This is a genomic window from Cellulosimicrobium funkei (genome assembly GCF_004519295.1).
Lineage (GTDB): Bacteria > Actinomycetota > Actinomycetes > Actinomycetales > Cellulomonadaceae > Cellulosimicrobium > Cellulosimicrobium funkei.
Genome location: NZ_SOZH01000004.1, coordinates 161,721 through 188,294 on the forward strand (window position 1 = coordinate 161,721; position 26,574 = coordinate 188,294).

22 protein-coding genes and 1 pseudogene are annotated in these 26,574 nt (G+C 74.5%); 13 read left to right on the forward strand and 10 right to left on the reverse strand.

The window, feature by feature from the left end; all coding sequences use genetic code 11:
* Positions 1-13 precede the first annotated feature (13 nt).
* Positions 14-2,812, reverse strand: a complete 2,799-nt coding sequence (locus E1O70_RS06665; RefSeq protein WP_082774301.1) for a flippase-like domain-containing protein — start codon at positions 2,810-2,812, stop codon at positions 14-16.
* Between the two features lie 170 nt (positions 2,813-2,982).
* Here E1O70_RS06665 and E1O70_RS06670 point away from each other — a divergent pair, with 170 nt between their 5' ends.
* From E1O70_RS06670 to E1O70_RS06690, 5 genes and pseudogenes are all read left to right on the forward strand, one after another.
* Positions 2,983-3,885, forward strand: coding sequence for an HdeD family acid-resistance protein (locus E1O70_RS06670; RefSeq protein ID WP_061267068.1), 903 nt, complete (start codon positions 2,983-2,985; stop codon positions 3,883-3,885).
* A gap of 294 nt (positions 3,886-4,179) precedes the next feature.
* On the forward strand, positions 4,180-5,826 hold the full coding sequence (locus E1O70_RS06675) for an ABC transporter substrate-binding protein (RefSeq protein WP_061267067.1): 1,647 nt from the start codon (positions 4,180-4,182) through the stop codon (positions 5,824-5,826).
* A 114-nt stretch (positions 5,827-5,940) separates the two neighbouring features.
* Complete coding sequence (locus E1O70_RS06680) at positions 5,941-7,062, forward strand: ABC transporter permease (RefSeq protein ID WP_081600020.1); 1,122 nt, start codon at positions 5,941-5,943, stop codon at positions 7,060-7,062.
* A gap of 145 nt (positions 7,063-7,207) precedes the next feature.
* Positions 7,208-8,063 (forward strand): annotated as a pseudogene (locus E1O70_RS06685) (ABC transporter permease); the annotation flags it as partial.
* Positions 8,064-8,328: 265 nt separating this feature from the next.
* Positions 8,329-10,059 (forward strand): dipeptide ABC transporter ATP-binding protein, encoded by a 1,731-nt coding sequence (locus E1O70_RS06690; protein WP_051028173.1) that lies wholly within the window; start codon positions 8,329-8,331, stop codon positions 10,057-10,059.
* A gap of 171 nt (positions 10,060-10,230) precedes the next feature.
* Here the strand turns inward: E1O70_RS06690 and E1O70_RS06695 are convergent, their stop codons facing one another.
* The 3 genes from E1O70_RS06695 to E1O70_RS06705 all read right to left on the reverse strand — a co-directional run bounded on the left by E1O70_RS06695 (position 10,231) and on the right by E1O70_RS06705 (position 12,539).
* Positions 10,231-11,091 carry a CPBP family intramembrane glutamic endopeptidase gene (locus E1O70_RS06695; protein ID WP_370670905.1) on the reverse strand — a complete coding sequence of 287 codons (861 nt, stop codon included), beginning with the start codon at positions 11,089-11,091 and terminating at the stop codon, positions 10,231-10,233.
* Between the two features lie 162 nt (positions 11,092-11,253).
* Complete coding sequence (locus E1O70_RS06700) at positions 11,254-11,574, reverse strand: type II toxin-antitoxin system antitoxin (protein ID WP_240696628.1); 321 nt, start codon at positions 11,572-11,574, stop codon at positions 11,254-11,256.
* Entirely contained in the window at positions 11,571-12,539 is a 969-nt protein-coding gene (locus tag E1O70_RS06705) for an SPFH domain-containing protein (protein ID WP_021482834.1), read from the reverse strand. Before E1O70_RS06705 ends, E1O70_RS06700 begins: the two co-directional genes overlap by 4 nt.
* 181 nt (positions 12,540-12,720) lie before the next feature.
* Between E1O70_RS06705 and E1O70_RS06710 the strand changes: the two genes are divergently transcribed.
* From E1O70_RS06710 to E1O70_RS06725, 4 genes are read left to right on the forward strand one after another with little or no spacing between them, the layout of a single operon-like run.
* Positions 12,721-13,491, forward strand: coding sequence for a hypothetical protein (locus tag E1O70_RS06710; RefSeq protein WP_061267066.1), 771 nt, complete (start codon positions 12,721-12,723; stop codon positions 13,489-13,491).
* Positions 13,484-13,789 carry a transcriptional regulator gene (locus E1O70_RS06715; protein WP_021482836.1) on the forward strand — a complete coding sequence of 102 codons (306 nt, stop codon included), beginning with the start codon at positions 13,484-13,486 and terminating at the stop codon, positions 13,787-13,789. The genes E1O70_RS06710 and E1O70_RS06715 overlap by 8 nt, the downstream gene beginning before the upstream one ends.
* Entirely contained in the window at positions 13,786-14,778 is a 993-nt protein-coding gene (locus tag E1O70_RS06720) for an ABC transporter ATP-binding protein (protein WP_082774299.1), read from the forward strand. Before E1O70_RS06715 ends, E1O70_RS06720 begins: the two co-directional genes overlap by 4 nt.
* A complete protein-coding gene (locus tag E1O70_RS06725; protein WP_061267065.1) occupies positions 14,775-15,566 on the forward strand; it encodes an ABC transporter permease in 792 nt (263 codons plus the stop codon). Before E1O70_RS06720 ends, E1O70_RS06725 begins: the two co-directional genes overlap by 4 nt.
* A 106-nt stretch (positions 15,567-15,672) precedes the next feature.
* Here the strand turns inward: E1O70_RS06725 and E1O70_RS06730 are convergent, their stop codons facing one another.
* The 3 genes from E1O70_RS06730 to E1O70_RS06740 form a co-directional block, all read right to left on the reverse strand.
* Positions 15,673-18,315 (reverse strand): heavy metal translocating P-type ATPase, encoded by a 2,643-nt coding sequence (locus E1O70_RS06730; protein ID WP_061267064.1) that lies wholly within the window; start codon positions 18,313-18,315, stop codon positions 15,673-15,675.
* A 209-nt stretch (positions 18,316-18,524) separates the two neighbouring features.
* Positions 18,525-18,899 (reverse strand): heavy-metal-associated domain-containing protein, encoded by a 375-nt coding sequence (locus E1O70_RS06735; protein ID WP_021483343.1) that lies wholly within the window; start codon positions 18,897-18,899, stop codon positions 18,525-18,527.
* Positions 18,900-18,923: 24 nt separating this feature from the next.
* Positions 18,924-19,262, reverse strand: a complete 339-nt coding sequence (locus E1O70_RS06740) for a metal-sensitive transcriptional regulator (protein ID WP_061267062.1) — start codon at positions 19,260-19,262, stop codon at positions 18,924-18,926.
* Positions 19,263-19,509: 247 nt separating this feature from the next.
* On the opposite strand from E1O70_RS06740, the gene E1O70_RS06745 reads away from it, so the two are divergent.
* The 4 genes from E1O70_RS06745 (at position 19,510) to E1O70_RS06760 (ending at position 22,950) form a co-directional block, all read left to right on the forward strand.
* Positions 19,510-19,992 (forward strand): hypothetical protein, encoded by a 483-nt coding sequence (locus tag E1O70_RS06745; protein WP_061267061.1) that lies wholly within the window; start codon positions 19,510-19,512, stop codon positions 19,990-19,992.
* A gap of 84 nt (positions 19,993-20,076) precedes the next feature.
* Positions 20,077-21,174 carry a DUF2330 domain-containing protein gene (locus E1O70_RS06750; protein ID WP_082774298.1) on the forward strand — a complete coding sequence of 366 codons (1,098 nt, stop codon included), beginning with the start codon at positions 20,077-20,079 and terminating at the stop codon, positions 21,172-21,174.
* 159 nt (positions 21,175-21,333) lie between these two features.
* Positions 21,334-21,936, forward strand: coding sequence for an HdeD family acid-resistance protein (locus E1O70_RS06755; protein WP_061267059.1), 603 nt, complete (start codon positions 21,334-21,336; stop codon positions 21,934-21,936).
* A 426-nt stretch (positions 21,937-22,362) separates the two neighbouring features.
* The gene (locus tag E1O70_RS06760; protein ID WP_061267058.1) at positions 22,363-22,950 is read left to right on the forward strand and encodes an Abi family protein; all 588 of its coding nucleotides are present in this window, start codon (positions 22,363-22,365) and stop codon (positions 22,948-22,950) included.
* 121 nt (positions 22,951-23,071) lie between these two features.
* On the opposite strand, the gene hemL is transcribed toward E1O70_RS06760, so the two are convergent.
* From hemL to E1O70_RS06775, 3 genes are read right to left on the reverse strand one after another with little or no spacing between them, the layout of a single operon-like run.
* Positions 23,072-24,487 carry a glutamate-1-semialdehyde 2,1-aminomutase gene (gene hemL, locus E1O70_RS06765; protein WP_081600255.1) on the reverse strand — a complete coding sequence of 472 codons (1,416 nt, stop codon included), beginning with the start codon at positions 24,485-24,487 and terminating at the stop codon, positions 23,072-23,074.
* Positions 24,484-25,518: a porphobilinogen synthase gene (gene hemB, locus E1O70_RS06770; RefSeq protein ID WP_061267057.1), complete on the reverse strand. Its 1,035-nt coding sequence runs from the start codon at positions 25,516-25,518 to the stop codon at positions 24,484-24,486. Before hemB ends, hemL begins: the two co-directional genes overlap by 4 nt.
* Positions 25,515-26,489: a uroporphyrinogen-III synthase gene (locus tag E1O70_RS06775; RefSeq protein WP_167496855.1), complete on the reverse strand. Its 975-nt coding sequence runs from the start codon at positions 26,487-26,489 to the stop codon at positions 25,515-25,517. The genes hemB and E1O70_RS06775 overlap by 4 nt, the downstream gene beginning before the upstream one ends.
* Between the last annotated feature and the right edge of the window lie 85 nt (positions 26,490-26,574).

Below are 26,574 nucleotides of genomic sequence, written 5' to 3' on the forward strand. Positions count from 1 at the left end.
CCGGTCGTGCGGGCTAGAGGTCGCCCTTCTTCTGCAGGAAGCGCATGGCGAACCAGCCGATGGGGATGCGCGCCCAGTACGTCGCGACGCGGAACAGCATCGCGACCGACGTCGCGATGGCGGGCGGCACCTGGGCTGCGGTGAGGCCGGCGATGAGGGCGAGCTCGATCGCGCCGAGGCCGCCCGGCGTCGGGACGGCCGCGCCGGCCGCGTTGCCCACCAGGTAGATGACCGCGACGTCGACGAGGTCGAGCTCCTGCCCGAACGCCGCGAGCGCGGCGTCGAAGGCGAGCACGTAGCCGAGCGTCATGACGATGTTGCCCGCGAACCCGAGCGCGAGGCGGCCGGGCTGGCCCAGCATCTCCGAGAGCCGCGGCCAGACCTGCTGGACCGTCGGCCGGATCTTGGCGAGCGCCCAGGTCCGCACCGCCGGCACGAGCAGCGTCGCGAGCACGGCGAGCGCGACGCCGCCGATGGCGAGCAGCACCGTCGTCGAGGGGAGCTGGACGAGGCCGCCCTCGCCGGTGAAGACGGACAGGACCACGAGGATGAGGATCGTCACGACGAACTGCGACACCTGGACGAGCGCGACGGTGGCGACCGCCATGGGCGTCGAGATGCCGCGCTTCGTGAGCAGCCGCAGGTTGAGCGCCGCCGGGCCGATGCCGGCGGGCGCGGCGAGCGCGATGTACGACCCGGCGGCCTGCGTGAGCGTGACGCGCCACATCGACAGTCGCTTCGGGGAGAACGCGGCGAGGGTGAGGGCCGCGCCGACCCACGTGAGGATGCCGAGCGCGAAGGACAGGACGGCGAACCAGGGGTTCGCCTCCGTGACGGCTGTGGCGATCTGGTCGAAGTTGAAGGACGTCACCAGCGCCGTGACGGCCGCGATGACGAGGACGAGCGTGAGGATGGTGCGGCCGCCGAAGCGGGTGATGCGCTGCGGCTCGACGTCGGCTTCCGGCAGCCGCTCCACGAGCGCCGCGCGCAGCTCCTTGAGCAGCTCCTTGTCCTGCCGGATCTCCTCGCGCGTGCTCGGCGGCAGGGCGACGGACTGGAGCAGCGGACCGATGGCGGCGATGTCGTCGTCGGGCAGCACGCTCACCGCGGACTCGACCGCGCGCTGCGCCCCGACGCGCAGCGCCAGCAGCGCGACCATCTGGGCGAGGTCCATGCGGCGCGCGAGCTCGGACGACGCGATGTCGCCCTGCTCCCACCCGGTGAGCCACACCTCGGGGGCGCCCGTCGCCGGCTCGTGCGAGACGAGCACGACGTCGGAGGTCAGGGCGCGGTGGGCGATCCCCGCGGAGTGGGCGAGGCGGAGCTGGCGCCACGCCTCGTTGAGCACCGAGCCGGTGAGGTCCTCGACGGGGAGGTCGCGCAGCGACACGGCGCCCGTCGCGTGCTCCTGGACCAGCACCATCGAGTCGGCGGACTCGGCGACGCCCAGGAGCCGCGGCGTGCGGACGCCCGCTGCCCGGGCCGCGTAGGACAGGAGGGCCGTGCGCTCCGCGGCGGCGCGCAGCGAGATCGCGGCGCGGCCCTCGCTGCCGCGCAGGCGCAGCGACCGCCAGAAGCGGGTGAGGAAGCCGACGACCTGGCGGTCGCCGTCGAGCACGACGACGTCGCGGCGCACGTCGTCCTCCGCGAGCATCGCGTAGACGCGGTTGTCGCCCGCGCGCGTCAGCGCGATCGCGGCCGGGTCGGACGGGGCGCCCTGGGGCTCGGGGGCGGCGTCCGTGCCCTGCGGTGCGGCGCCCTCGTCGGGGTGCGCGGCCCCGAGGTGGTGCGCCGCGAGGGCGGCGTCGGCGGTGAGGACGGTCCCGCCGTCGTCGTCCGCGCCGGGCGCGCGCAGCACACCGACGTGCACCTCGGCCGTGATGCGGCCCTCGGCGTCGACCTCCGTGATGGGGTCGTCCGCCGCCTCGGCGAGCTCGTCGTCGTCGGTGACGTCGCGCACGCGGACGAGCGCCACGGGAGAGAACCCCGCGCGCCGGACCCCGGCCACGAGGTCGGGACCGTACGCGCGCTCGCTGCGCACGCCGGAGACATAACGCACGGCCAGCCCGGCGAGCCGTCCGAGCAGCAGCGTGATGAGGATGCCCGGCAGCGAGACCTGGCCGGTGATGAGCACGACGCCGATGCCGACGAACAGCAGGTTCCACGACCACTTGACGGTGCGCCGCCGGGTGCGGGTCCCTGCGGCGGTGAGCAGCCCGCCGATCGCCGCGACGTAGCCCGGGACGGTCAGGCGCCACGCGCCCTGGGAGTAGACGGAGAGGCCGCGCACCAGCTCGTCGGAGCCCCAGGCGCCCAGGGCCAGCACGACGAGCACCCCGAGCAGCAGGCCGAGACCCGCGGCGACGATCGACTCGACGACCTGGCGACCGAGCCGGCGCACGCCGAGCTCGGTGAGGACCGCGATCGGGACGAACAGGGTGATGAGGCCCTCGAGCACCGCGACCGGCACGAACAGGATCCGCGCGAGCAGGTCGGAGAAGTTGCGGACGTCCTCGGCCACGCCGGCCGTCGTGCCGTGCGCGTACACGGACATGAGGAGCACCACGGCGACGCCGATCGCGCACAGCACGAGGTTGACGAGGTCGATCGGGTGCCGGACCCGCTGCTCGGCGGTGTCGACGACGCGGACCGTGCCCTCGTCGTCGCCGTCGCGCGGGGCGAGCAGCGCCTCGAGCGCGCCGGTCTGGGGACGGGCGTCACGCCGGCCCGACGCGGTGAGCGACCCGACCTCGACGACCGCGCCCACGTGGGGCGTGTCGCCCGTCGTCGGCTCGGGCGCGGGGGAGGACATGCCTGCGAGTCTAGGTCCGGGGGTCCCGGCAGGCGCGGTATTTGGCCGATTCCTCCGGGTGATTCGCCCGGTTCGACCGGTTGTCCGACGCACGTGGGGGGTTGTTCGACGGGCGGGTGTGAGGAAGGCCTCCCTAGCATGGGGGTGCGAGCACCCCTGGGGAGGTCGGCATGGCACGTGGCACGACGACGCAGCGCGACGAGGCCGGAGGCGCCGCACCCGTGACGCCGGACGAGAGCGGGCAGGAGCGCAACCCCTTCCGGCGGGTGTGGTGGCTCCCCGTCGTCCGGGGCACGCTCCTCGTCGTCCTGGGCCTGCTCCTCATGATCGAGCCGCTCGAGCAGCTGGGGACCCTGCGGGTCGTGCTGGGGGCGTTCCTCGTGGCCGACGGCGTGCTGGTCGCCGTCCAGGGGTTCGTGCACCGCAAGCAGGTCGGGTCGGCGTGGTGGCTCGCGCAGGCCGGGGTCAACGTCGTGTTCGGCGTCGTGGTGGCGCTGTGGCCGGACCTCGGCGCGACGGCGCTGTACTACGTCCTCGCCGTCTGGGTGCTCGTCCTCGGCATCACGACGATCGCGGGGGCGGCGGCGCTCGTGCGCAACCGCGACCTCGGCTGGGCGTGGATGCTCGCCGTGGGGATCGTGTCGGTGCTCTTCGGGATCCTCCTCGTCACGCGCCCGCTCGACGCGTTCGACGTGCTGCGCCTCGTCACCGTGGTGTTCGCCCTGTACGCGTTCGTGTCGGGGGCGATCCACGTGGTGTCCGGCTTCGCGGTCCGGGCGGTCGCACGCGAGCTCGCCGACCTGCGCGCGCAGGCGGTCGCGGCCGGTGTCGTCGTGACGGGCGGGTCGGTGCTGGGCGCCGCCGCGGTGCACCCGGGCGTGGCTCCGCCGTCGGCCGTGAGCGGGGCGCCCGCCGGGACCCCGGCGGCTCCTGCGCCCGACGCGTCCCCGACGAGCGACCTCGCCCCGGCCGAGCCCGCCCCGGTGGAGCCCGCCCCGGGCGAGCCTGGCCCGGGCGACCCGGCGGCGGGTGGTCCCGGGGTGGCCGGACCGGAGGACCGCGCGGGCTCCTGAGGGCCGTTCGGTTGTCGTCCGCCAGGGCCGGGCGCCCCGAAAGGGGCGGGACTTTACACCCACGACGCGACCGCTGTGAGTGTGTCTCACGTCACGACCGTTGCCCGGGGCGCAGGGTTACGACCGGGTAACAACGCTGGCGTTCTGTCCGGTTTTCTGTCGATCCTGACACCTGTGCGACACGGCACTGTGCTAGAAATCACGGCACTCCGCCGACAGGTCGGGGTCCTGGTGCGTGCAAGGTCGCGCCACCGGTGTCTCGCACCCCGAGAAACCCGAGAAAGAGGTAGACACATGACAGCGGTGTCCAGGAAGCGGCTCCTCGCCGCGGCCGCCGGTATCACGGCGGTGACGCTGACCCTGACCGCGTGCGGCGGGGGCTCGAGCGACGGCGAGGGCGACGGGGACGGCGGCGGCTCGGCGAGCGGCTCGCTCGTCATCGGCACCACCGACAAGATCACGGTGCTCGACCCGGCCGGCTCGTACGACAACGGCTCGTTCGCCGTGATGAACCAGGTCTTCCCGTTCCTCATGAACACCCCGTACGGCAGCCCCGACGTCGAGCCCGACATCGCGGAGTCGGCCGAGTTCACCTCGCCGACCGAGTACACGGTCAAGCTCAAGCCGGGCCTCAAGTGGGCCAACGGCAACGACCTCACGTCGTCCGACGTGAAGTTCTCGTTCGACCGCCAGGTCGCGATCAACGACGAGAACGGGCCGGCGTCGCTGCTCTACAACCTCGACAGCGTCGAGGCGCCCGACGACACGACCGTCGTCTTCCACCTCAAGAGCGAGAACGACCAGCTCTTCCCGCAGATCCTGTCCAGCCCGGCGGGCCCGATCGTCGACGAGGACGTCTTCGCGGCCGACGCGCTCACCTCGGACCAGGACATCGTCGACGGCAAGGCGTTCGCCGGCCAGTACACGATCACGGGCTACAAGTTCAACGAGCTCGTCTCCTACGAGGCGTACGACGGCTACGAGGGCCTCCTCGGCCCGGCGAAGACCGACAAGGTCGCGGTGAAGTACTTCGCCGAGGCGTCGAACATGAAGCTCGAGATCCAGCAGGGCAAGATCGACGTCGCGTGGCGCAGCCTGTCCGCGACGGACATCGAGGACCTGCGCGGCAACGACGACGTCAAGGTCGTGGACGGCCCCGGCGGCGAGATCCGCTACATCACGTTCAACTTCGACACCCAGCCATTCGGCGCGAAGACGCCGGAGGCCGACCCGGCGAAGGCGCTCGCCGTGCGCCAGGCCGCCGCGTCGCTCATCGACCGCGACGAGCTCTCGGACCAGGTCTACAAGGGCACCTACACCCCGCTGTACTCCTACGTGCCCGCGGGCCTGACCGGCGCCGCCGAGCCGCTCAAGGAGATGTACGGCGACGGCGCGGGCAAGCCCGACGCCGCGAAGGCGCAGCAGCTCCTGGCCGACGCGGGCGTCGAGACGCCCGTGACGCTCAACCTGCAGTACTCGAACGACCACTACGGCCCGTCGTCGGCCGACGAGTACGCGCTCATCAAGGACCAGCTCGAGAAGGACGGCCTCTTCACGGTCAACCTGCAGACCACCGAGTGGGTCACGTACGCCAAGGAGCGCACGTCCGACGTCTACCCGGCGTACCAGCTCGGCTGGTTCCCGGACTACTCCGACGCGGACAACTACCTCACGCCGTTCTTCCTCACGGAGAACTTCCTGGTGAACCACTACGCCAACCAGGAGGTCAACGACCTCATCCTCCAGCAGGCGGCGACGCCCGACGCCGACGAGCGCACCGCGCTCATCGAGGAGATCCAGAGCAAGGTCGCGGCGGACCTGTCCACGCTCCCGTACCTCCAGGGCGCGCAGGTCGCGGTCGTCGGGACGGACGTGGAGGGGGCCGAGGACACGCTGGACCCGTCCTTCAAGTTCCGCTACGCGGCGCTGTCCAAGGGCTGACCGGCAGCTGCCCCAGCCGCCCGGCCCTCCCCGCGCGACCCGCGGGGAGGGCCGGGCACCGCTCGTCCGGACCGGCGACCACGCCGACGCCCGGGCACCTGAGGAAGAGACGACATGACGACCACCACCACCGACGTGCCCGTCGGCGAGGACGCGCCCCGCGACCCCGGCGGCACGGGGCGGGTGCGCACCCCACGCACGACCCGCCGTCGCGGCGGCGGGCTCGGGAGCTACATCCTGGTCCGCGCGCTGCTCATCATCCCGACGGTCTTCATCCTCGTGACCACGGTCTTCGTGGTCATGCGGGCCACGGGCGACCCGATCACCGCCGCGCTCGGCGGACGGCTCACGCCGGACCAGCTCGCCGAGCGCATCCACGAGGCCGGGTACGACCGCCCGGTGGTCGTGCAGTACCTCGAGTACCTCGGCGGCATCGTGCGCGGCGACTTCGGCACGACGATCAGCGACAACCGTCCCGTCACCGAGGTGCTCGCGACGTACGGCACCGCGACGCTCGAGCTCGCGGTCTACGCCCTGCTCGTCGCGTTCGTCGTCGGCATCCCGCTGGGCATGCTCGCGGGCTACCTGCGCGACCGCGTGCCCGACGCGATCCTGCGCGTCTCCGCGATCCTCGCCTACGCGACGCCCGTGTTCTTCGCCGGCCTCATGCTCAAGCTCGTCTTCTCGGTGTGGCTCGGCTGGCTGCCCGTGTCCGGGCGCGCGTCCACCGACGCGGAGATCGAGCTGCAGTTCCTCGACGACCCGACCGGCTTCTACCTGATCGACGCGATCCGGACGGGGGACCCGGCGATCGTCGGCGACGTCCTCCAGCACGCCGTCCTCCCGGCGCTCGCGCTCGGGCTGCTCACGGCGGGCGTGTTCCTGCGGCTCGTGCGCACCAACGTCATCGGGACGCTCTCGACCGACTACGTGGTCGCGGCGCGGTCGCGCGGCGTGCGCGAGTCCCGGCTCGTGCGCGCGCACGCGTGGCGCCCCGCGCTCATCCCCATCATCACCGTCATCGGGCTCCAGGTCGCGATGCTCCTCGCGGGCGCCGTGCTCACCGAGACGACGTTCGAGTGGAAGGGGCTCGGCTTCCAGCTCGCCGAGTACCTCCAGGCGCGCGACTTCGTCGCCGTGCAGGGGATCGTCGTGCTCATGGCCGTGATCGTCGCGGTCACGAACTTCCTCGTCGACATCATCGCGGCGCTCATCGACCCGAGGGTGAGGTACTGACATGGTCGCGGAGACCGTCGTCCCGGCCGGTCCGGGCACCGGGGGCCCCGTCCCCGTCGTCGTCCCCGAGCGCGGGCGCGTCGCGTGGTGGAAGCGTCTGCCCGTCGTCCACCAGCTCCGGCAGAGCGTCGGGCTGCAGCGCGGCATGCTCGTCACGGGCCTCGTCATCACGGGCCTCTTCCTGCTCACCGCCGCCCTCGCGCCCGTGCTCGCCCCCTACGGGTACAGCCAGCTCCGCACGGCGGACGGGCCGTTCGGCGCGCAGCAGCCGCCGTCGGCCGAGCACCTGCTCGGCACGACCGTCGGCGGTTACGACGTCCTGTCGCGCGTCATCTGGGGCGCGCAGACGGCGCTCCTCGTCATCGTCGTGGCGATCCTCGCCTCGATCGTCGTCGGGGTGCTGCTCGGGCTCGTCTCCGGGTACTTCGGCGGCTGGGCCGACCGCCTGCTCGTCGTGGTCTGCGACGCGATCTACGCGTTCCCGTCCCTGCTCCTCGCGATCCTCATGGCGATCGTCATCTCCGGCGGCCAGTCGAGCATGTGGGGCGGCATCCTCGCCGCGGCCTTCTCGATCACCGTGGTGTTCGTGCCGCAGTACTTCCGCGTCACGCGCGCGGAGGTCGTGCGGATCAAGGGCGAGGCGTTCGTCGACTCGGCGCGCGTGCTCGGCACGCCGCACCGGCGCATCATGGTGCGCCACGTCCTGCGGAACTCGACCCGCACGCTGCCGCTCATCGTCACGCTCAACGCGTCCGAGGCGATCCTCACGCTCGCCGGGCTCGGGTTCCTCGGGTTCGGCATCGAGCCGACGGCGGCCGCCGAGTGGGGCTACGACCTCAACAAGGCCGTGTCCGACGTGACGAGCGGCATCTGGTGGACCGCGCTCTTCCCGGGGCTCGCGATCGTGCTCGTGGTGCTCGGCATCACGCTTGTCGGCGAGAGCCTCAACGACCTCGCCGACCCGCGGCTGCGCTCCCGCCGCGCGTCCGCCGAGGTGTCGGGCGACGTCGCGGAGACGTCGGTCGTGCCGGGCGGGACGCTCACCGCCGGCCCCGGCGGCCTCGACGCGATCGAGGGCGCGGGCTCGCGCTCCGACGAGCTCGCGGCCACCCCCGGGCAGCGCGACCCCGACGCCGTCGGGCTCGACGGGCGGGCCGGCAGCACCCCGGACGACGGCGGCCCTGCGACAGGTCCGGCGACGGGCCCCGCGGCCGGTCCTGCGGCTGCTCCGGCGGACGCACCCCACGACGAGACGGAGGACCGGCGATGAGCGCCGTGACCGAGACGACCCGCCGCGAGAGCGGTGACGCCGCACGCCCCGTCGTGACGATCCGCGACCTCGCGGTGTCGTTCGCGACCGACGCCGGGGCCGTGCGCGCCGTCGACGGCGTCGACCTGGAGGTCGCGCCCGGAGAGGTGCTGGCCGTCGTCGGCGAGTCCGGGTCCGGCAAGACGGTGACCGCGAAGACGATCCTCGGCCTGCTGCCGTCGACCGCGACGGCGCGCGGCGCCGTCGTGCTGACGAACAAGGCCGGGACGGCCGACCACGACGTCGTCACGCTCGGCGGGGAGCGGCTGCGTCAGGTCCGCGGGACCGACGTCGCGATGGTCTTCCAGGAGCCGTCCGCCGCGCTCAACCCGGTGTACACGGTGGGCTGGCAGATCGTCGAGGGCATCCGCGCGCACACGAAGGTGTCGCGGCGCGAGGCGCGCCGGCGCGCGGTCGACGTGCTGCGGCGCGTCGGCATCCCCGACCCGGAGACGCGCGTCGACCACTACCCGCACCAGTTCTCCGGCGGGCAGAAGCAGCGCATCGTCATCGCCATGGCCCTCGTGCTCGACCCGGGGCTCATCGTCGCCGACGAGCCCACGACCGCGCTCGACGTGACCGTCCAGGCCGAGATCCTCGACCTCCTGCGCCGGTGCCGCGACGAGTTCGGCACGGCCATCGTGCTCATCACGCACAACATGGGCGTCGTCGCGGACCTCGCCGACCGGGTCGCGGTCATGTACCAGGGGAAGGTCGTCGAGCAGGCGCCCGCGCGCGAGCTCTTCGCCGCCCCGCAGGCCGCGTACACGCGCGCGCTGCTCGACTCCGTGCCGCGCGTCGGCGAGGGGACCGCGCGGGCCGAGGCCCGCGCGTCGGCCCGCGACGTCGGATGGGCGGACGCGGAGCCCGTGGTGGCGGCGCAGGGACTGACCGTCACCTACCCGGGCCGCCTGCGCCGCCCCGGCTTCACCGCGGTCGACGACGTCTCGCTCACCATCCGGCCCGGCGAGGTGCTCGGCCTCGTGGGCGAGTCCGGCTCCGGCAAGACGACGTTCGCGCGCGCCGTCGCCGGTCTCACCCGGGTGACGGGCGGGTCGCTGCGCGTGCTCGGCGTCGAGATGAACGGCGTGAGGGAACGCGAGCTGCGCCCCGTGCGGCCGCGCATCGGGTTCGTGTTCCAGGACCCCGCGACGAGCTTCAACCCGCTGCTCACGATCGCGGACTGCGTCGCGGAGCCGCTCGTCGTGCACGGGCGCGCGGAGTCGCCCCAGGCGGCGCGCGGGCGCGTCGACGAGCTCCTGGAGGCCGTGCAGCTCCCGCGGTCGTACGGCGACCGGTTCCCGCACGAGCTCTCCGGCGGGCAGCGCCAGCGCGCGTCGCTCGCCCGGGCCCTCGCGCTCGACCCGGAGCTGCTCGTGGCCGACGAGCCGACGTCGGCGCTCGACGTCTCCGTGCAGGCGCGCGTGCTGGAGCTGTTCGCCGAGCTCCAGCGCGAGCTGGGCTTCGCGAGCCTGTTCGTGTCGCACGACCTCGCCGTCGTGGACCTGCTGTCCGACCGCATCGCGGTGCTCTACCGCGGGCGGCTGGTCGAGGAGGGCACGGGCGCCGAGGTGCTGGGCAGCCCGCGCGAGGAGTACACGCAGCGACTCCTCGCGTCCCTGCCCGTCCCGGACCCGGTCCTCCAGGCGGAGCGCCGCGAGCAGCTCCGCGCCCTCCGCGGGGCTTGACCCTCCGGCCCGCCGAGGGAGAGCCCTGGTCCGCCGAGGCAGAGCCCTGGTCCCCTGAGGTAGACCCCTGGTCCGCCGAGGTAGAGCCGTGGTCCCGTGAGGTAGAGCCGTGGTGGTGCGGGACAGGCCGGGGCTCTGCTCCGGACGACCACGGCTCTCCCTCGGCGGGCGTCAGGCGAGGCCGAGGGACTGCTTCCACTCCAGGGGGAGGAGCGCGTACCCGACGAACGCGACGACGTCGAGCAGGGTGTGCGCGATCACGAGCGGCATGACGCGGTGCCGTCCCCAGCGGGACGTGTAGAACCACGAGAACACGACGCCCATGACGACGTTCCCGAGGAACGGCCCGAAGCCCTGGTACAGGTGGTACGACCCGCGCAGGAGCGAGCTCCACACGACGAACTTCACGCGTCCCCAGCCGAGGTCGCGCGTGCGCTCGAACAGGTACCCGACCGCGATGACCTCCTCGAGCAGACCGTTCTGCAGCGCGGCGAGGATGAGCACGGGCACCGTCCACCACGCGGCGTTGAGCGCCGACGCCTGCACCTCGACCGTGATGCCGAGGACGCGGCCGAGCGCGTAGAACCCGAGGCCGGGGATGCCGATGGCCGCAGCGAGGGCGAAGCCCCAGCCGACGTCGCGCAGGGGCCGGGCGCCGTCGAGCCCGATGGCGCGGACGGCCGACCGGCCGCGCGCGCTCAGCAGGTAGAGCGCGAGCGCGACGGGCAGCACGGCGAAGAAGATCCCGACGAGCTGGTAGGTGAGGTCGAGGTACGGCCGGGCCGACCGGCTCACGTTGAGGCTCGCGGACTGCTCGCCGAGCGGGGTCCCGGCGGTGAGCCGCGCGACGATGTTGATGACCGCGTAGACCGCGGACTTGCCGAGGCTGAGCCCGAGCACGATCCAGATCTCCGCGCCGATGCGACGGCGCGTGGCACGGTCCGGGCGCGCGGGAGCGCCGTCGGCGGTCCCGGGGACGACGGCGGCCGTCGGGCCCGGCACGGGCGCGGCGGGGGAGCCGGGAGCGGTCAGGTCGGACACCGTCCGGTTATAGCACCGCTCACCGGAACCCACCTCGGTGCCCCCTGGACGGAACCTGCTCGCCGACCACGGGCGGAGCGCCCCGCGAGCACGCGATCCGCGACCGGATCGGGACGAGAGCGGTCGCGGACCCCGTGCTCGGCGGGTGGGGGGCTATTGGCGGGGTGGGCGGCCCGGGCGGCGGGGTGGGCGGACGTCGCGGGGGAGGCGGCCCGCGTCGTCGAGCGCGCGGCGCAGGAGCATCTCGATCTGCGCGTTGACGCTGCGCAGGTCGTCGCCGGCCCAGCGGGCGAGGGCGTCGTGCACGGCGGGGTCGAGGCGCAGGAGGACCGACTTGCGCTGCGGGCGCTGCGCTCGGCCCGTGCCCGCGCTCGTGCCCGGATCACCCGCGGGCACGCCGCGGCCCGACGACGGCTGGTCGCCGTCGTCGGGCGCGTCGCGCTTCTCGGGCGGCGTGGGCCCGACGGACGTCACTGGTACAGGGACCCCGTGTTGACGACGGGCGTCACGCGGCTGTCGCCGCAGAGCACCACGAGGAGGTTGGAGACCATCGTCGCGCGGCGCTCGTCGTCGAGCGTGACGATGTCCTCGGCCTCGAGGCGGGACAGGGCGTCCTCGACCATGGACACCGCGCCCTCGACGATGCGCGAGCGTGCCGCGATGATCGCCCCGGCCTGCTGGCGCTGGAGCATCGCCTGCGCGATCTCGGGCGCATAGGCGAGGTTGGAGATGCGGGCCTCGATGACCTCGACTCCCGCCACGACGACGCGCTCCGCGACCTCCGCCGCGATCTCGGCCGAGACGACCTCCGTCGCGCCGCGCAGCGACTCCTCGCCGGCCTCGGCGTCGTCGTAGGGGTGGGACATCGCGACGTGGCGCAGCGCGGACTCGGCCTGGACCACGACGAAGTCGTCGTAGTCCTCGACCGCGAACGACGCCTTGGCGGTGTCGGCGACCTGCCAGACGACGATCGCGGCGATGTTGATGGGGTTGCCGTCGGCGTCGTTGACCTTGAGCTCGCTCGTCTCGAAGTTCCGGACGCGCACGGACACGCGGCGGCGGGTGCTGAGCGGCACCGTCGCGACGAGGCCCGTGGTGCGGACGGTGCCGAGGTAGCGGCCGAAGAACTGGACGACGACCGTCTCGCCGGGGTTGATGACGGCGACGCCGGTCGGGACGAGCACGCCCGCGAGGAACGCCAGGACGCCGAGCGTGATGAGCACGGCGGGGTTGCCGGCCTCCGCCGCGGCGGCCACGACGAGCCCTGTGCCGCCGAGGAGCAGGACGATGCTCAGCGCGATGACGGCGGCCGCGCCGCCCGCTCCGAGGGACCAGGCGGGCCGCTCGGTGACGTCGACGCGCGTGCCGTCGTGACCGACGGGGCGGCCGGTCGGTTCGCCGCCGACGGACTCCTGCGGGGGTGCTGCGCTCTCGGTCACGGTGGTCGTCCTCTCCTGCGGCGGGGCCGCGTCGTGTATAGCAAAGTGATATCACATTTCTGAGCTGTGCCGCCATCCGTCCCGCGGGGCCTTGCGCGAGGGCGTTCGCGTGTGGGAATCTACAAACAGGTTTGCAGTGCAAAGTAGTTTCCGGAACGACCCGCACCACCGAGAGGCCACCATGACGACCGACCACGGCGACGCCGTCCACGACGGAGCCGTCGGCGAGCCCGACGAGCCGTCCCTCGGCGCCGCCGAGACGCTCCGCCTCATCCGCGAGCAGCAGGAGCGCGCGCGCCAGGCGACCGAGCCCGACTCCCGGCTGCTGTTCCTCGCGTGGGGCGTCGCGTGGCTCGTCGGCTACCTGTGCCTGTGGACGAGCGCGGTCCGGGTCGCGGACGGGACCGCGACGGTCCGCGTCACGAGCGGCGCCGGCCAGGTCATGGGCGCCCAGCCCGAGCCGTGGGCCTTCTGGGTCTTCTTCAGCCTCATCGCGGCCGCCGTCGCGTTCACGATCGTCCACAGCGTCACGCGCACCGCCGGGACGCGCGGCGTGAGCGCCCGCACCGGGGCGATGTACGGGTGGTCGTGGATGCTCGGGTTCCTGTGCTTCGGCCTCGTCCTCGGCGGGCTGGCCCGCGCCGGGGCGTCCGAGGAGGTCATGGCGCTCGCGAGCAACGCCTTCGCGTGCGTCGTCGTGGGCCTCCTCTACCTCGGCGGCGCGGCCGCGTTCGGCGACCGCGGGCTGTTCGTCCTCGGCGTGTGGATCCTCCTCACCGCGGCCGTCGCGACGTTCGCCGGGCTGCCGCTCACCTACCTCGTCATGGCGCTCGCGGGCGGCGGCGGCTTCCTCGTCATGGCCGCGATCGAGCAGGTCGTGCGCGTCCGACGACGGCGTCGCGCGTCCCGCCCCGTGCCCGCCCGGCCGGCGGAGGGTGCGGCCGATGCCTGAGACCGAGCTCGACCCCGTCATCCACGCGCCCGCGCGGCTGCGCGTGGTCGCGACGCTCGCCACCCTCCCGACGGGCGACGAGCTGTCCTTCCCCAAGCTCCAGAAGCTCCTCGACATGACCGCGGGCAACCTCTCGACGCACCTGCGCAAGCTCGAGGACGCCGGCTACGTGACCGTCACCAAGACGCACGAGGGCCGTACGCCCGCCACCTACCTGTCCCTCACCGCCCGCGGTCGTGTCGCCTTCGAGGACTACACGACCGCCCTCGACGCCCTCCTGAAGGGAGCCCGACCATGAGCGACGAGCGCACCGAGCGCGCCCCGCGCACCGGCCCGGTCCGGACCGCCCGAGCCGAGCCCGCGCCGTCGGGCACGGGCCGCACCCCGTCCGTGGTCGCCGTCGACCGCGTGACGCGTCGCTTCGGCGCGGTCGTCGCGCTCGACGACGTCTCCCTCACCGTCGGGGGCGGCGAGCTCGTCGGGCTGCTCGGCCCGAACGGCGCCGGGAAGTCGACCCTGCTGTCCCTGGTCAGCGGGCAGCGACGGCCCGACTCCGGGACGGTGCGGCTCCTCGGGGGCGACCCGCGCGACGCGCGCAGCCGCGTCGGCCTCGGCCTCACGCCGCAGGAGACGGGCCTGCCCGCGACGCTCAAGGTGCGGGAGGTCGTGGACTTCGTCGGCGGCCACTACCCCGACCCGGTCCCGACGGCGGAGCTGCTCGAGCAGTTCGGCCTCACCGAGCTCGCGGGCCGCCAGACGGGCGCGATGTCCGGCGGGCAGAAGCGCCGCCTCGCCGTCGCGCTCTCGCTCGTGGGCCGCCCGCGCGTCGTGCTGCTCGACGAGCCGACGACGGGCCTCGACGTCGGCGCGCGGCAGGCGCTGTGGGACGCGATCCGCGCGTACCACGCGGGCGGCGGGACGGTGCTGCTCACGAGCCACTACCTCGAGGAGGTGCAGGCGCTCGCGCAGCGCGTCGTCGTCATCGACCAGGGCGTCGTGAAGGCCGACGACTCGCTCGACGCGATCCTGCGGCGCGTGTCCCTGCGGCGCGTCGTCGTCGGGTCTGCCGTCGACCTGCGCGACCGTCCGGGCGTCGTGCGGGCCGATCGCCTCGGCGACGGCCGCCAGGAGCTGTACACGCCCGACGCCGACGCGCTCGTGCGCGAGCTCGTCACCTCGGGCGTCGACTTCCACGACCTCGAGATCCGGGGGGCGAGCCTCGAGGAGGCGTTCGAGCAGATGGTCGCGCGCGGCGCGGCCCCGACGACGGAGGCACGGGCCCGATGACCACCACGACCACCACCCCGCGGACGGCGACGCTGCCCGGGCCGCTGCGCCTCACGTGGCTGCACCTCAAGTACCAGTTCCTCGAGACCGTGCGCGTGCCCGTCGCGGTGCTCGGCAACCTGCTGTTCCCGGCGCTCGCGATGTTCTTCTTCGTCGTGCCGCAGAAGGCCGTGGCGCAGGACCCGGTGGCGGCGACCATGGCCGTCGCCTCGCTCGGGCTGTTCGCGATCTGCTCGGCGAGCCTGTTCACGTACGGGCTCGGCGTGGCGGAGGACCGGCAGCTGCCGTTCGACCCGTTCGTCCGCACGCTGCCCGCGGGGCCCGCGCCGCGCATGGCGGCGCGCGTGCTCAACGGCGGGATCTTCTCGCTGTTCGGCCTCGTGCCGCTCATCCTCATCGGCTGGCTGTTCACCGACGCGAGCGTCACCGCGACCCAGCTGCTCGCGGGCGTCGGGACGGTGCTGCTCGTGTCCGTGCCGTTCGTGCTGCTCGGCATGGCCATCGGCTACTCGCTGTCGGCGAAGGCGGCGCTCCCGGTGGTCCAGGTGATCCTCTTCCCGCTCGCGTTCGCGGGCGGCCTGTTCCTGCCGCCGTTCCTCTTCCCCGACTGGCTCGACGCGATCTCGAAGGCCACCCCGACCCGCGCGGGCCGCGACCTGCTCGTCCAGGCCCTCACGGGCGAGCCGGCGTACGGCGCGGCGTGGTTCGTGCTCCTCGGCTGGACGGTGCTGTTCGCCGTCCTCGCGGTCGGCGCCTACCGCCGCGACGAGGGCCGCCGCTTCCGCTGACCCTGGGACTCCGTCCACCCCTCCCACCGAGCACGGGATCGGCGACCAGATCTGAGCGATTCCGGTCGCGGATCCCGTGCTCGCCGGGCGATCCCGTCGACGAGTGTCAGGCAGCGCGGCGGAGGCGGAGGGAGTTGCCGACGACGAGCACCGAGCTCGCGGCCATCGCCGCGCCCGCGATCATCGGGTTGAGCAGGCCGGCCGCGGCGAGCGGGATCGCCGCCACGTTGTAGGCGAAGGCCCAGAAGAGGTTCTGCTGGATGACGCGCAGCGTGCGGCGCGACAGCCGGATCGCGGTCGCCGCGCTGCGCAGGTCGCCGCGGACGAGCGTGAGGTCGCTCGCCTCGATCGCGACGTCCGTGCCGGTCCCCATCGCGAGCCCGAGGTCAGCCGTCGCGAGCGCGGCGGCGTCGTTCACGCCGTCCCCGACCATCGCGACGACGCGGCCCTCGCGCTGGAGCCGGGCCACGACGCCGACCTTCTCGTCGGGGAGGACGCGCGCGACGACGTCCGTCTCCGCGATGCCGACGGCGCGCGCCGCCTCGAGGGCCGCGCCCTCGCCGTCGCCCGTGAGCAGGTACGGCCGCAGGCCGAGCTCCCGAAGCTCGCGCACGGCCTCGGCCGACGTGGCCTTCACCGGGTCGCGCAGCACGAGCACCGCGCGCGCCCGGCCGTCCCACGCGACGACGACGGCGCTCGCCCCCGACGCCTCGGCCGCCGCGAACGCGTCGTCGAGGGCCGGCTCCGGGGTCACGCCCTCGCGCGCGAGCCACGCGGGCTGCCCGACGAGCACCCGGCGCGCGGTGAGCCCCGCGGCCCCGGCGCCCCGCGAGAGGCCCGAGTGCGCGGTCCGGACGACGGCCTCGACCCCGCCGCCCGGGGCGCTGCGGAAGTCGAACGCCTGCAGCGATCCCACCGCGACGCCGTCGGCCCCGACCCGGGGGCCGTCGTCCGACGCCGGGGCGCCCGCGGGCAGGTCGCGCGCGGCCGCGGTGATCGCGCGGGCGATCGGGTGCTCGCTCAGGGCCTCGACCGCGCCCGCGTGGCGCAGGGCGTCGCGCGCGTCCGCAGCCGCGGGGCCGTCGGCCACGAGCCGGTCGAGCGGCGCGCGGCCCGACGGCGTGACGACCGCCTCGAGCGCCATCGCGCCCTGGGTGACCGTGCCCGTCTTGTCGAGCACCACCGTGTCGACGCGGCGCGTCGACTCGAGGATCTCCGGGCCCTTGATGAGGACGCCGAGCTGCGCGCCCCGGCCCGTGCCGACGAGCAGGGCCGTCGGCGTCGCGAGCCCCAGCGCGCACGGGCACGCGATGATGAGGACCGCGACCGCGGCGGTGAACGCGAGCTGCGTCCCGGCGCCCGCGAGGAGCCACGCGGCCAGGGTCCCCACCGCGAGCACGAGCACGACCGGCACGAACACCGCGGAGATACGGTCCGCGAGCCGCTGCACCGGCGCCTTGCCCGCCTGGGCCTGCGTGACGAGGCGGCCGATCTGCGCGAGCGTCGTCTCCTCGCCCACGCGCGTCGCCCGCACCAGCAGCGCGCCCGCCGCGTTCACCGTCGCGCCGGTCACGGCGTCGCCGGGTCCGACGTCGACCGGCACCGGCTCGCCCGTGAGCAGCGACGTGTCGACGGCGCTCGACCCCTCGAGCACGACGCCGTCCGTCGCGACCTTGTCGCCCGGCCGCACGAGGAACACGTCGCCCACCGCGAGGTCGGCGACGGGCACGCGCTCGGTGACGCGCGCGCCGTCGGGCCCGGTGCGCGGGGTGCCGTCGGGGGCGAGCAGCACGCGCTCCGCGTCCTTCGCGCCCAGCGCGAGCAGCGACCGCAGCGCGTCGCCCGCGCGCCGCTTCGAGCGGTGCTCGGCGTACCGGCCCGCGAGCAGGAACGTCGTGACGACGGCCGCGACCTCGAAGTAGAGCTCGGGCGCGGCGCCCGCGTGGCCGCGCGACGGGACGAGCGTCGGCTCCATGCGCATCCCGAGCGCGCCTGCGCCGCCCAGCAGCAGCGCCCACAGCGACCAGAGCGTCGCGGCGACCACGCCGAGCGACACGAGCGTGTCCATCGTCGACGCGCCGTGCCGGGCCGCGCGGAACGCCGCCGCGTGGAACGGCCACGCGGCCCACGTGACGACGGGCAGCGAGAGCGCCGCGACGACCCACTGCCAGCCGGTGAACTGCAGCGCCGGGACCATCGACAGCGCGACGACCGGCACGGTGAGCACCGCCGCGACGCGCAGGCGCTGCGCCAGCACGGCGCCGCGGTCGGTCGGGACGGCGCCGTCGTCGGGTGCGGCGGTGGCGCGGTCAGGCCCGGCGGCGCGGTCGGGCCCGATGGCGGGGCCCGGCTCGGTGGCGGGGTCGGCGGGGGTGCGCGGGCCCGGCTCCGGGGCCTCCGGCCGCGCCGCCTCCTCGGCGGTCGTCTCGCCCTGGTCCGCCGGGGGAGTGCCCCGGTCGGCCGCGGCGGCTGCGCGGCGGGTCGTGACGCGGGCCGTGTAGCCGGCCTTCTCGACGGCCTCGACGAGGTCGGCGTCGGTGACGTCGGCCGCGAGGACGACGTGCGCGGTCTCCAGCGGGAGGTTGACCGTCGCGGTGACGCCCTCGACGCGGTTGAGGCGCTTCTCGACGCGCGCGACGCACGACGCGCACGTCATGCCGCCGATCGCGAGGTCGACCTCGGCGACGGGCCGGGCCTCCGCGGCTCCGCCGGGTGCGGCGGTCGGCGTGGGCGCGGGCTGTGCGGTCATCGGTGGGGCTCCTCGACGGGGTGCGGGGCGAGGTCGCCGCGGTGGTCCGGCGTGGTGGCCGTCGCGGCGTGCGCGGCGCTGCTCGTGCGCGCGGGGGGTCGGGGGTCGCGGTGGCGACCGGGACCCGGGGTGCCCGACGACGGTCGCGGCCTCGTGCGGTCGAGGCGCGTCCCGCCGTCGGGCACCGGGGAGGTGCGGACCGGGGACGGTCAGGCGCGGGGCGGGACCTGGAGGTCGTACGTCTTCGTCGCGGGGGCGGCGTCGGCGGCGGGCTCGGTGCCGCAGCCGCACGCGCAGTCGTGCGCCTCCTGCTTGTCGGCCGCCTGCTCGGCGTACTGGGCGGCGAGCGCGTCCTGCTGGACCTCGACCGACGCGACCTCGTACCCGGCCTCGTCGACGGCCTCGCGCAGCGCGGCCTCGTCGAGCGGGTCGTCGGAGAAGACCGTGACCTCGGACGTGCTGCCGACGCGGAGCTCGACGCTCACGTTCTCGACGCCGGCGACGGCCTCGAGGTCCTTCGTGACGTGGGCGACGCAGTTGCCGCAGGTCATGCCGGTGACGCCCAGGGTCGTGACGGTGCTCATGGTGCTCCTCGGGTGGTGGGGTGGTCAGCTGCGGACGAGGCGGGCGATGGCGTCGGCGGCCTCCTTGACCTTGGCCGCGCCCTCCGCCTCCGACTGGCGGGCCGCGTCCACGACGCAGTGGCCCAGGTGGTCCTCGACGAGGCCGATGCTCACGGCCTGGAGCGCCTTGGTGACGGCGGAGACCTGCGTGAGGATGTCGATGCAGTAGACGTCCTCGTCGATCATGCGGGCGATGCCGCGCACCTGGCCCTCGATGCGGCGCATGCGCTTGAGGTACGCCTCCTTGTCGGACGCGTAGCCGTGCGGACCGGTGTGGACCGCCTGCTCCTGCTCGACGGCCGTCGCCTCGGTCGTGTCGCTCATGCTCTCCTCCTCGTCCAGGACGCGGTAGCGCGCCCGCCGCGCGGGTGGTGCGGCGGTGATACCCCGTCAGGGTACGCCCCATCATACCCCCGTGAGGTATCCGTCGGGAGGTTCGACGATCCCCTCCGAGCGCATGACACGTGTCATGCCCGTCGGGTGAGGACTCCACCCCGTCCGGTGACGGGCCGCACTGCCGCAGACGCCGTGCCGCCGCGAGGCTGGAGGCACCACCAACGAGAGGCGCACCATGACCGACATCGTCACCGGGCTCCAGGACCTCACGCAGGGCCTGCCGCCCTTCCTGCGCTGGGTCGGGGTCCTGCTCGCCGGCGCGATCCCCTACGTCGAGGCCGAGGGCGCGGCGGTCCTCGGGGTCGTCGCGGGCGTCAACCCGTTCGTCGCCATCCCGGTCGCGATCGTCGGCAACGCGATCGCGCTCGCCCTGGTCGTCTGGGTCATCGGCGCCGCACGCACCGGGATCACGCGCGGACGGACCGTCGAGACCACGCCCAAGCGCCAGCGGATGCGGCAGGTGTTCGACCGCTACGGCGTGCCCGGCGTCAGCCTCCTCGGGCCGCTGCTCCTGCCGAGCCACGTCACCGCCGCGGCGATGGTCGGGTTCGGGGCTCCGCGTGCCCGCGTCTTCGCGTGGGGAGTCGTGGCGGTCGCCGCCTGGGCGCTCGTGCTGGGCGTCGTCGTGCACCTCGGGGTGAGCGCCGCCGTCGGCTGACGGCCGATCACGACGCCGTCACGACGGGATCACGATTCGTCGCCCGCCGCGCGGTGCCCCGGGTGCGCACCTACCCTCCCAAGCATGGGCACGGGAGCCGGAGCACGACGCGCGTTGCGCGTGACGGTGGTGTCGGTCGCGCTCGCGGGAACCGGCGTGGTCGCGGCGCCGCCGGCGGGCGCGTGCGCGTGCGGCGGCCTCGTCGACGGGCCCGCGTACGACACGGCGGTCTCCCACGAGACCGCGGTCCTCCAGTGGGACGGGACCACCGAGACGATGCTCGTCGAGCTCTCCACGCTGTCGAACGCGCCCGAGGTCGGTCTCCTGCTGCCCACACCCGCACCCGCGGAGGTCGCGCTCGCCGACCCGCAGGTGTTCCGCGAGCTCGACGAGCTCACCCGGCCGCGCGCCGTCGTCTCCGACACCCGGTGGTGGCCCGAGCTCGGGTTCGGGAGCGGGGCCGACGCTGCGGCGGGCGCGGGCGTCACGGTGCTCGACGAGGTCCGGCTCGGGTCGCTCGACGTCACGACGCTCGGCGCGAGCGACGCGGGCGCGCTCGACGCCTGGCTCACCGAGCGCGGGTTCCAGCTCCCCGAGACGATCCGGACGGCCCTCGCCCCCTACGTCGGCGAGGGCTGGTCGTTCGTCGCGGCCCGGCTCGCGCCCGAGGAGGCGGCCGCGTTCGACGGCACGCTCCAGCCGCTCCGGGTCACGTTCCCGAGCGGCTCGCTCGTCTACCCCATGCGCATGTCCGCCGTCGCGGAGGACACCCAGAGCACGCGCACATACGTCCTGGCCGACCACCGCGTCGACCGCGTCGACGCGACCGCCGAGGCGCAGGAGCCGACCGTGCGCTTCGCCGGGCGCCTCGACCCGGCGCACGTCGTGTCGCAGGAGCTCGCCGCGCTGCTCGCCGGCGGCGGCTTCGTCACGGCCCACGAGCAGGTGTTCACCGCGCCGGCGACGCAGATCGTCTCCGACTTCTCCTTCGCCCCCGCCGCCGCGGACGTCGCCTTCACCCCGACGTACGCCGTGGTCGCCGAGAAGCGGATCGGGCCGTTCTTCGCCGGGCCAGTCCTCGCGTTCGCCGGCGTGCTCGCGCTCGCGGCGCTCGTCGTCTGGAGAGGCCGACGACGCCGCGCGCCCTCGCCGGCCCTCGCCCCGCACCCCGCGCGCGCCTGAGCGGCACGACCCGGCCCGCTGCCCGGGTCACCCCGGACGGGCGAGACGCGCGGTTCGCCGCGACACGCGGCACCGCCGGGTGTTCCATGGAGGCGAAGCGGGAGGCGCCCGGGCCCAGGCCGTCGGGAGCCGGCCCGTCACCTCGGCAGGGGAGTGACCATGACGATCCAGGACCCGATCCTCACCGCCTTCTCGCGCACCGCGAAGCAGGTCTGGTACTGGCCGGTGATCCGCGGCGTGCTCGCCATCCTCTTCGGCATCATCGCGCTCGCGTGGCCGGACAAGACGGCGGCCGTCGTCATCTGGGTGATCGGCATCTTCGCCGTCGTCGACGGCATCGTCGAGATCGTCGAGGGCGTCCGGCGCCGCGGCACGGGCAGCGGCACCGCGTTGCTCGTGACGATGGGCGTCCTGAGCCTCGCGGTCGGCGTCGTGCTGCTCGTGTGGCCGGGCAAGACCGCGATCGTGCTCACCTGGATCGTCGGGTTCTGGGCCGTGGTCTACGGCCTGTTCCAGACGGTCGCGAGCCTCGACCTGCGCAAGGTGCCCGGGAGCGGGTGGGGCTGGGGCGTCGTCGCCGGCCTGCTCGGCATCGTCTTCGGTCTGCTCGTGCTGTTCAACGTCAACGCCGGCCTGGTGTCCATCGTGTGGCTGCTCGCGCTCTTCGCGATCGTCTGGGGCGTCATGCTCATCGCGTTCGGCATCCAGATCCGCTCGCTCGGCCGACAGGCCGGACGCGCGGCCACACCCGGCACGTACTGACCCGACCGGCTCGCGACGAGGCAGGCGCGCTCCGGTCGAGCGGGCGTCGTGGCGGCAAGAGCGACCGCGTGTCTCACGACCGCTGCGCCGGTCGTCGCGATCGGGCGGCTTCCCGCGGGTGAGCGCGCCGGGTGGCTCGCCGTCGGCAGGCCTGCTGACGCGCTCGCGTCGACCGGATCAGGCGCGATCGCAGAGACTCTCGTCCTGCGGAGGCGGGGTGGAGGGCCGTATCGCGAGCGACTGTCCGTGCCGGGAGACAACAAGGCCCCGGGGGGTCTCTCACCGAAGTGAGTCGCCATGATTCCCGGGGCTCTCTGTTGGCTACAGTCTAGCGACTCGCACGCACGTCGCTCAACAGGGGGCCCACGGATGTCGATGTACCCGCCCGTCCAACGCACGATGGTCGGGCTGCTGTCACGACCACGGATGTCCACGTACGAGCAGGCGTCGGGGGGCGACGTGCCGGCCGCGGTCGACCTGTACAGGTGGAATCTGGACATCTCGATGGCGCTGTTCGAGGCGATCCACTACCTGGAGGTCGCGGTCCGCAACCGGATCGACGACGCGCTGACGCAGCGTGCAGGAGCCGGGGTGGACTGGCTCGACTCACCGCCCACCGTGCCGCTCAACGGGGGGACGAGGGCGAGGATCGCCAGGGCGCGGGAGTTCGCGTCCCGGAACGGCAGGGTGCCCACGCACGGTCACGTCATCGCGGAGATCACGTTCGGCTTCTGGCCGTACCTGTTCGCCGACAACTACAACCGCACGCTGTGGCAGCCCGCGCTGAAGAGAGCATTTCCGACGGCGCAGCGGACCGCGCTCCACGCGCAGCTCACGGCCGTGAGCGACCTGCGCAACCGGATCGCGCACCACGAGCCGCTGCTCGGCCTGGACATCCCTCGCGAGTACCAGGGGATCATCTCGCTCGCGGAGCTCGTCGAGCCGCGGCTGGGGTGGTGGATCGACACGACGTCGCGCGTCGACGCGGTGCGTCGCGCCGATCCCCGCCTCTGACGCGGCGACAGGCGGTCTCAGACGTCGCCACCGCCCCGCCGACCACGGGGTTGCTGTCGTTCTGAGCGTCAGAACGACGGCAACCCCGTGGTCGGCGGTGGGACGCTCCGGCCGGGCGCCGTCAGGCGGGGCGGGCCTCGGCGGCCGCGCGGGCGGCGGCGGGGAACGCGTCGAGGATGCGTGCGACGGCGGTGTCGTCGTGGGCGGCCGAGACGAACCACGCCTCGAACACCGACGGCGGCAGGCTGACCCCGGCGTCGAGCATCGCGTGGAAGAACGCGCGGTACCGGAACGACTCCTGCGCCTGGGCCTGCGCGTAGTCGCGCACGCCCGCGGTCGCGGCGAGCTCGCCGAACATCACGGAGAAGAGCGAGCCCGCGCGCTGCACGCGGTGCGGCACGCCCGCGGCGTCGAGCGCGGAGCTCACCGCCGCCGACAGCACGCCCGCGACCTCGTCCACGCGCGCGTACACCGTCTCGTCGGCCAGCCGCAGCGTCGCCAGGCCCGCGGCGACCGCGACGGGGTTCCCCGAGAGCGTGCCCGCCTGGTAGACGGGTCCGAGGGGCGCGAGCTGGTCCATGACGCTCGCCGGTCCGCCGACCGCGGCGACGGGCATCCCGCCGCCCACGACCTTGCCGAAGGTGAACAGGTCGGGCGTGTAGCCGTCCGCGCCCTGGCCGCGCAGCACCGCGTTCTCGAGACCCCACCAGCCGCTCGGCCCGACGCGGAAGCCCGTGAGCACCTCGTCGAGGATCAGCAGCGCGCCGTGCGCCGCCGTGATGCGGCGCAGGCCCTCGTTGAAGCCCTCCGCGGGCGGGACGACGCCCATGTTCGCGGGCGACGCCTCGGTGATGACGGCCGCGATCTCGGAGCCGCGCTCCGCGAACGCCGCCTCGACGGCCGCGAGGTCGTTGTACGGGAGCACGAGCGTCTCGGCCGCCGTCGCCTCGGTGACCCCGGCCGAGCCGGGCAGGGCGAGCGTCGCGACGCCGGACCCCGCCTCGGCGAGCAGCGCGTCCACGTGCCCGTGGTAGCAGCCGGCGAACTTCACGACGACGTCGCGCCCGGTCACGCCGCGCGCGAGCCGGATCGCGGTCATCGTGGCCTCCGTGCCCGTGGACACGAGGCGCACGCGCTCCGCGGCGGGCACCCGGCGGCGGATCTCCTCCCCGAGCTCGACCTCGCCGAGCGTCGGCGCGCCGAACGACAGCCCGCGGGCCGCCGCCTCCTGGACCGCGGCGACGACGTCGGGGTGCGCGTGCCCGAGCAGGGCCGGGCCCCACGAGCACACGAGGTCGACGTACTCGCGGCCCGCGACGTCGGTCACGTACGGGCCGCGCGCCGAGGCGAGGAACCGCGGGTCGCCGCCCACGGACCCGTAGGCGCGCACGGGCGAGCTGACGCCGCCCGGGAGCACGCCCTGCGCGCGCACGAACGCGGCGTGGTTGTCCGCCCCGCCCGCGCCCGGCGCGCCGAACAGCGCCGCGTCCTGCGCCTGCACGGCCTCCGCCGTCCCGAAACCGCCCGTGTCCGTCATGCCCGCGTCCTTCCGTCGTTCTCGTCCAGCCAGCCCGCGAGCTCCGTCGCCCAGTAGGTGAGGATCACGTCCGCGCCGGCGCGCTTGATGCCGAGCACCGACTCCGTGACGGCGGCGCGCCGGTCGATCCAGCCGTTCGCCGCGGCCGCCTCGATCATCGCGTACTCGCCCGACACCTGGTACGCCGCGACGGGCACCGCCGACATCTCCGCGACCGCCGCGAGCACGTCGAGGTACGACCCGGCGGGCTTCACCATGACCATGTCCGCACCCTCGGCGAGGTCGAGGTTGGCCTCGCGCAGGCCCTCGCGGGCGTTGCCCGCGTCCATCTGGTAGGTGCGGCGGTCGCCTTGGAGCGCCGAGTCCACGGCCTCCCGGAACGGCCCGTAGAACGCGCTCGCGTACTTCGCGGAGTACGCGAGGATGCCGACGTCGTCGAACCCGGCGGCGTCGAGCGCCTCGCGGATCACGGCGACCTGGCCGTCCATCATGCCCGACGGCGCGACGACGTCCGCGCCCGCCCGCGCCTGCGCGACGGCCATCGAGGCGTAGCGGTCGAGCGTCGCGTCGTTGTCGACGACGACGCCCCCGTCCCGGCCCTCGGCCAGCACGCCGCAGTGCCCGTGGTCGGTGAACTCGTCGAGGCACGTGTCCGCCATGACGACCGGCCCGCCGTTCGTGTGCTCGCGCGCCGCCTCGACCGCGACCCGGATGCCGCGCTGCAGGATGCCGTCCTCGGCGTCCGCCTGGGTGCCGGTCGCGTCGCGCTCGGCCGGGATGCCGAAGAGCATGACGCCGCCGACCCCGGCGCGCGCGGCGTCGCGCACGGCGTCCGCGAGCGTCGCCTCGGTGTGCTGCACGACGCCCGGCATCGACGAGATGGGGCGCGGCGCGTCGAGGCCCTCCTTGACGAACAGGGGGAGCACGAGGTCGGACGCGTGCACGCGCGTCTCGCTGACGAGCCGTCGCACGCGCGGGCTCGTGCGCAGGCGGCGCGGCCGGTGGTGCCCGACGGGGAGCTGGTGGGTCACGAGGGGTCTCCTTCGGGAGTCGGGTCGACGCCGGTCGTGCCGGCGGCCGGGGGAGCGGCCGGGTCGTCGGGCAGGGCGGCGGAGCCGGCGGTGGTGCGGGTGGCGGCGAGCGCGCCGACGAGCGCGGCGGCCAGCGCGGCGTCGGTCGGGCGCTCCGCGACGGCATCGAGCCGCAGCCCGACGTCGCGCGCGGCCCGGGCGGTCGGGTCGCCGATCGCGACGCCCACGACGTCGTCGCGCGGGCCGAGCTGCCGCGCGACCTCGCGCGCGACGCTCCCCGAGGTGAGCACGACGGCGTCCACCGCGCCCGCGCGCCACGCCGCGACGACGTCCGGCGCGAGCGTGTGCGTGACGGTGCGGTAGACGGTGACGACGTGCGGGACGTACCCGAGGTCGTGCAGGCCGTCGTGCATCGTCGGCGCGGCGAGGTCCCCCTGCGGCAGCAGGACCACACCTCTACCTCGCGAGGTAGAGCCCTGGTCCCCCGAGGTAGAGGCCTGGTCCGACGGAGGGAGGGCGGCGAACGCGGCGACGAGGCCGCGGGCGGAGTTCTCGTCGGGCTCGAGCTCGACGGTGACGCCGACCGCCTCCAGGGCGCGGCGCGTCGCGGGCCCGACGGCGGCCCAGCGGGCCCGGCGCGCGGCGTCGCCGAGGTCGACGCCCTGGCGGGCGGCGCTCGCGAGGAGCTCGTCGATCGCGTTGACGCTCGTCACGACGACCCACGCGAAGTCGCCGTGGACCAGGCGGGCGAGGGCACCGTCGACGGGCGCGGTGTCCTCGACGGGCGCGCGCTCGATCGCCGGGCTGACGAGGACGTGGGCGCCCGCGTCGCGGAGCGTCGCCGCGAGGCCCGCGGCGCGCTCGGGCGCACGCGGGACCAGGACGGTCCGACCGGCGAGCGCGTCGGCCCGGCGGGCCGCGTCCAGGTCGTCCACCGGCCCCACGGCGTCCACGGGGTACCCAGCGTCCACCGGGGCACCAGGGTCCACCGCGCCCGCCGTGCCACGCGCCGGGAGCGGGGGCACCACGGGCGCGGGCCCCCGCGACGGGTCGCGC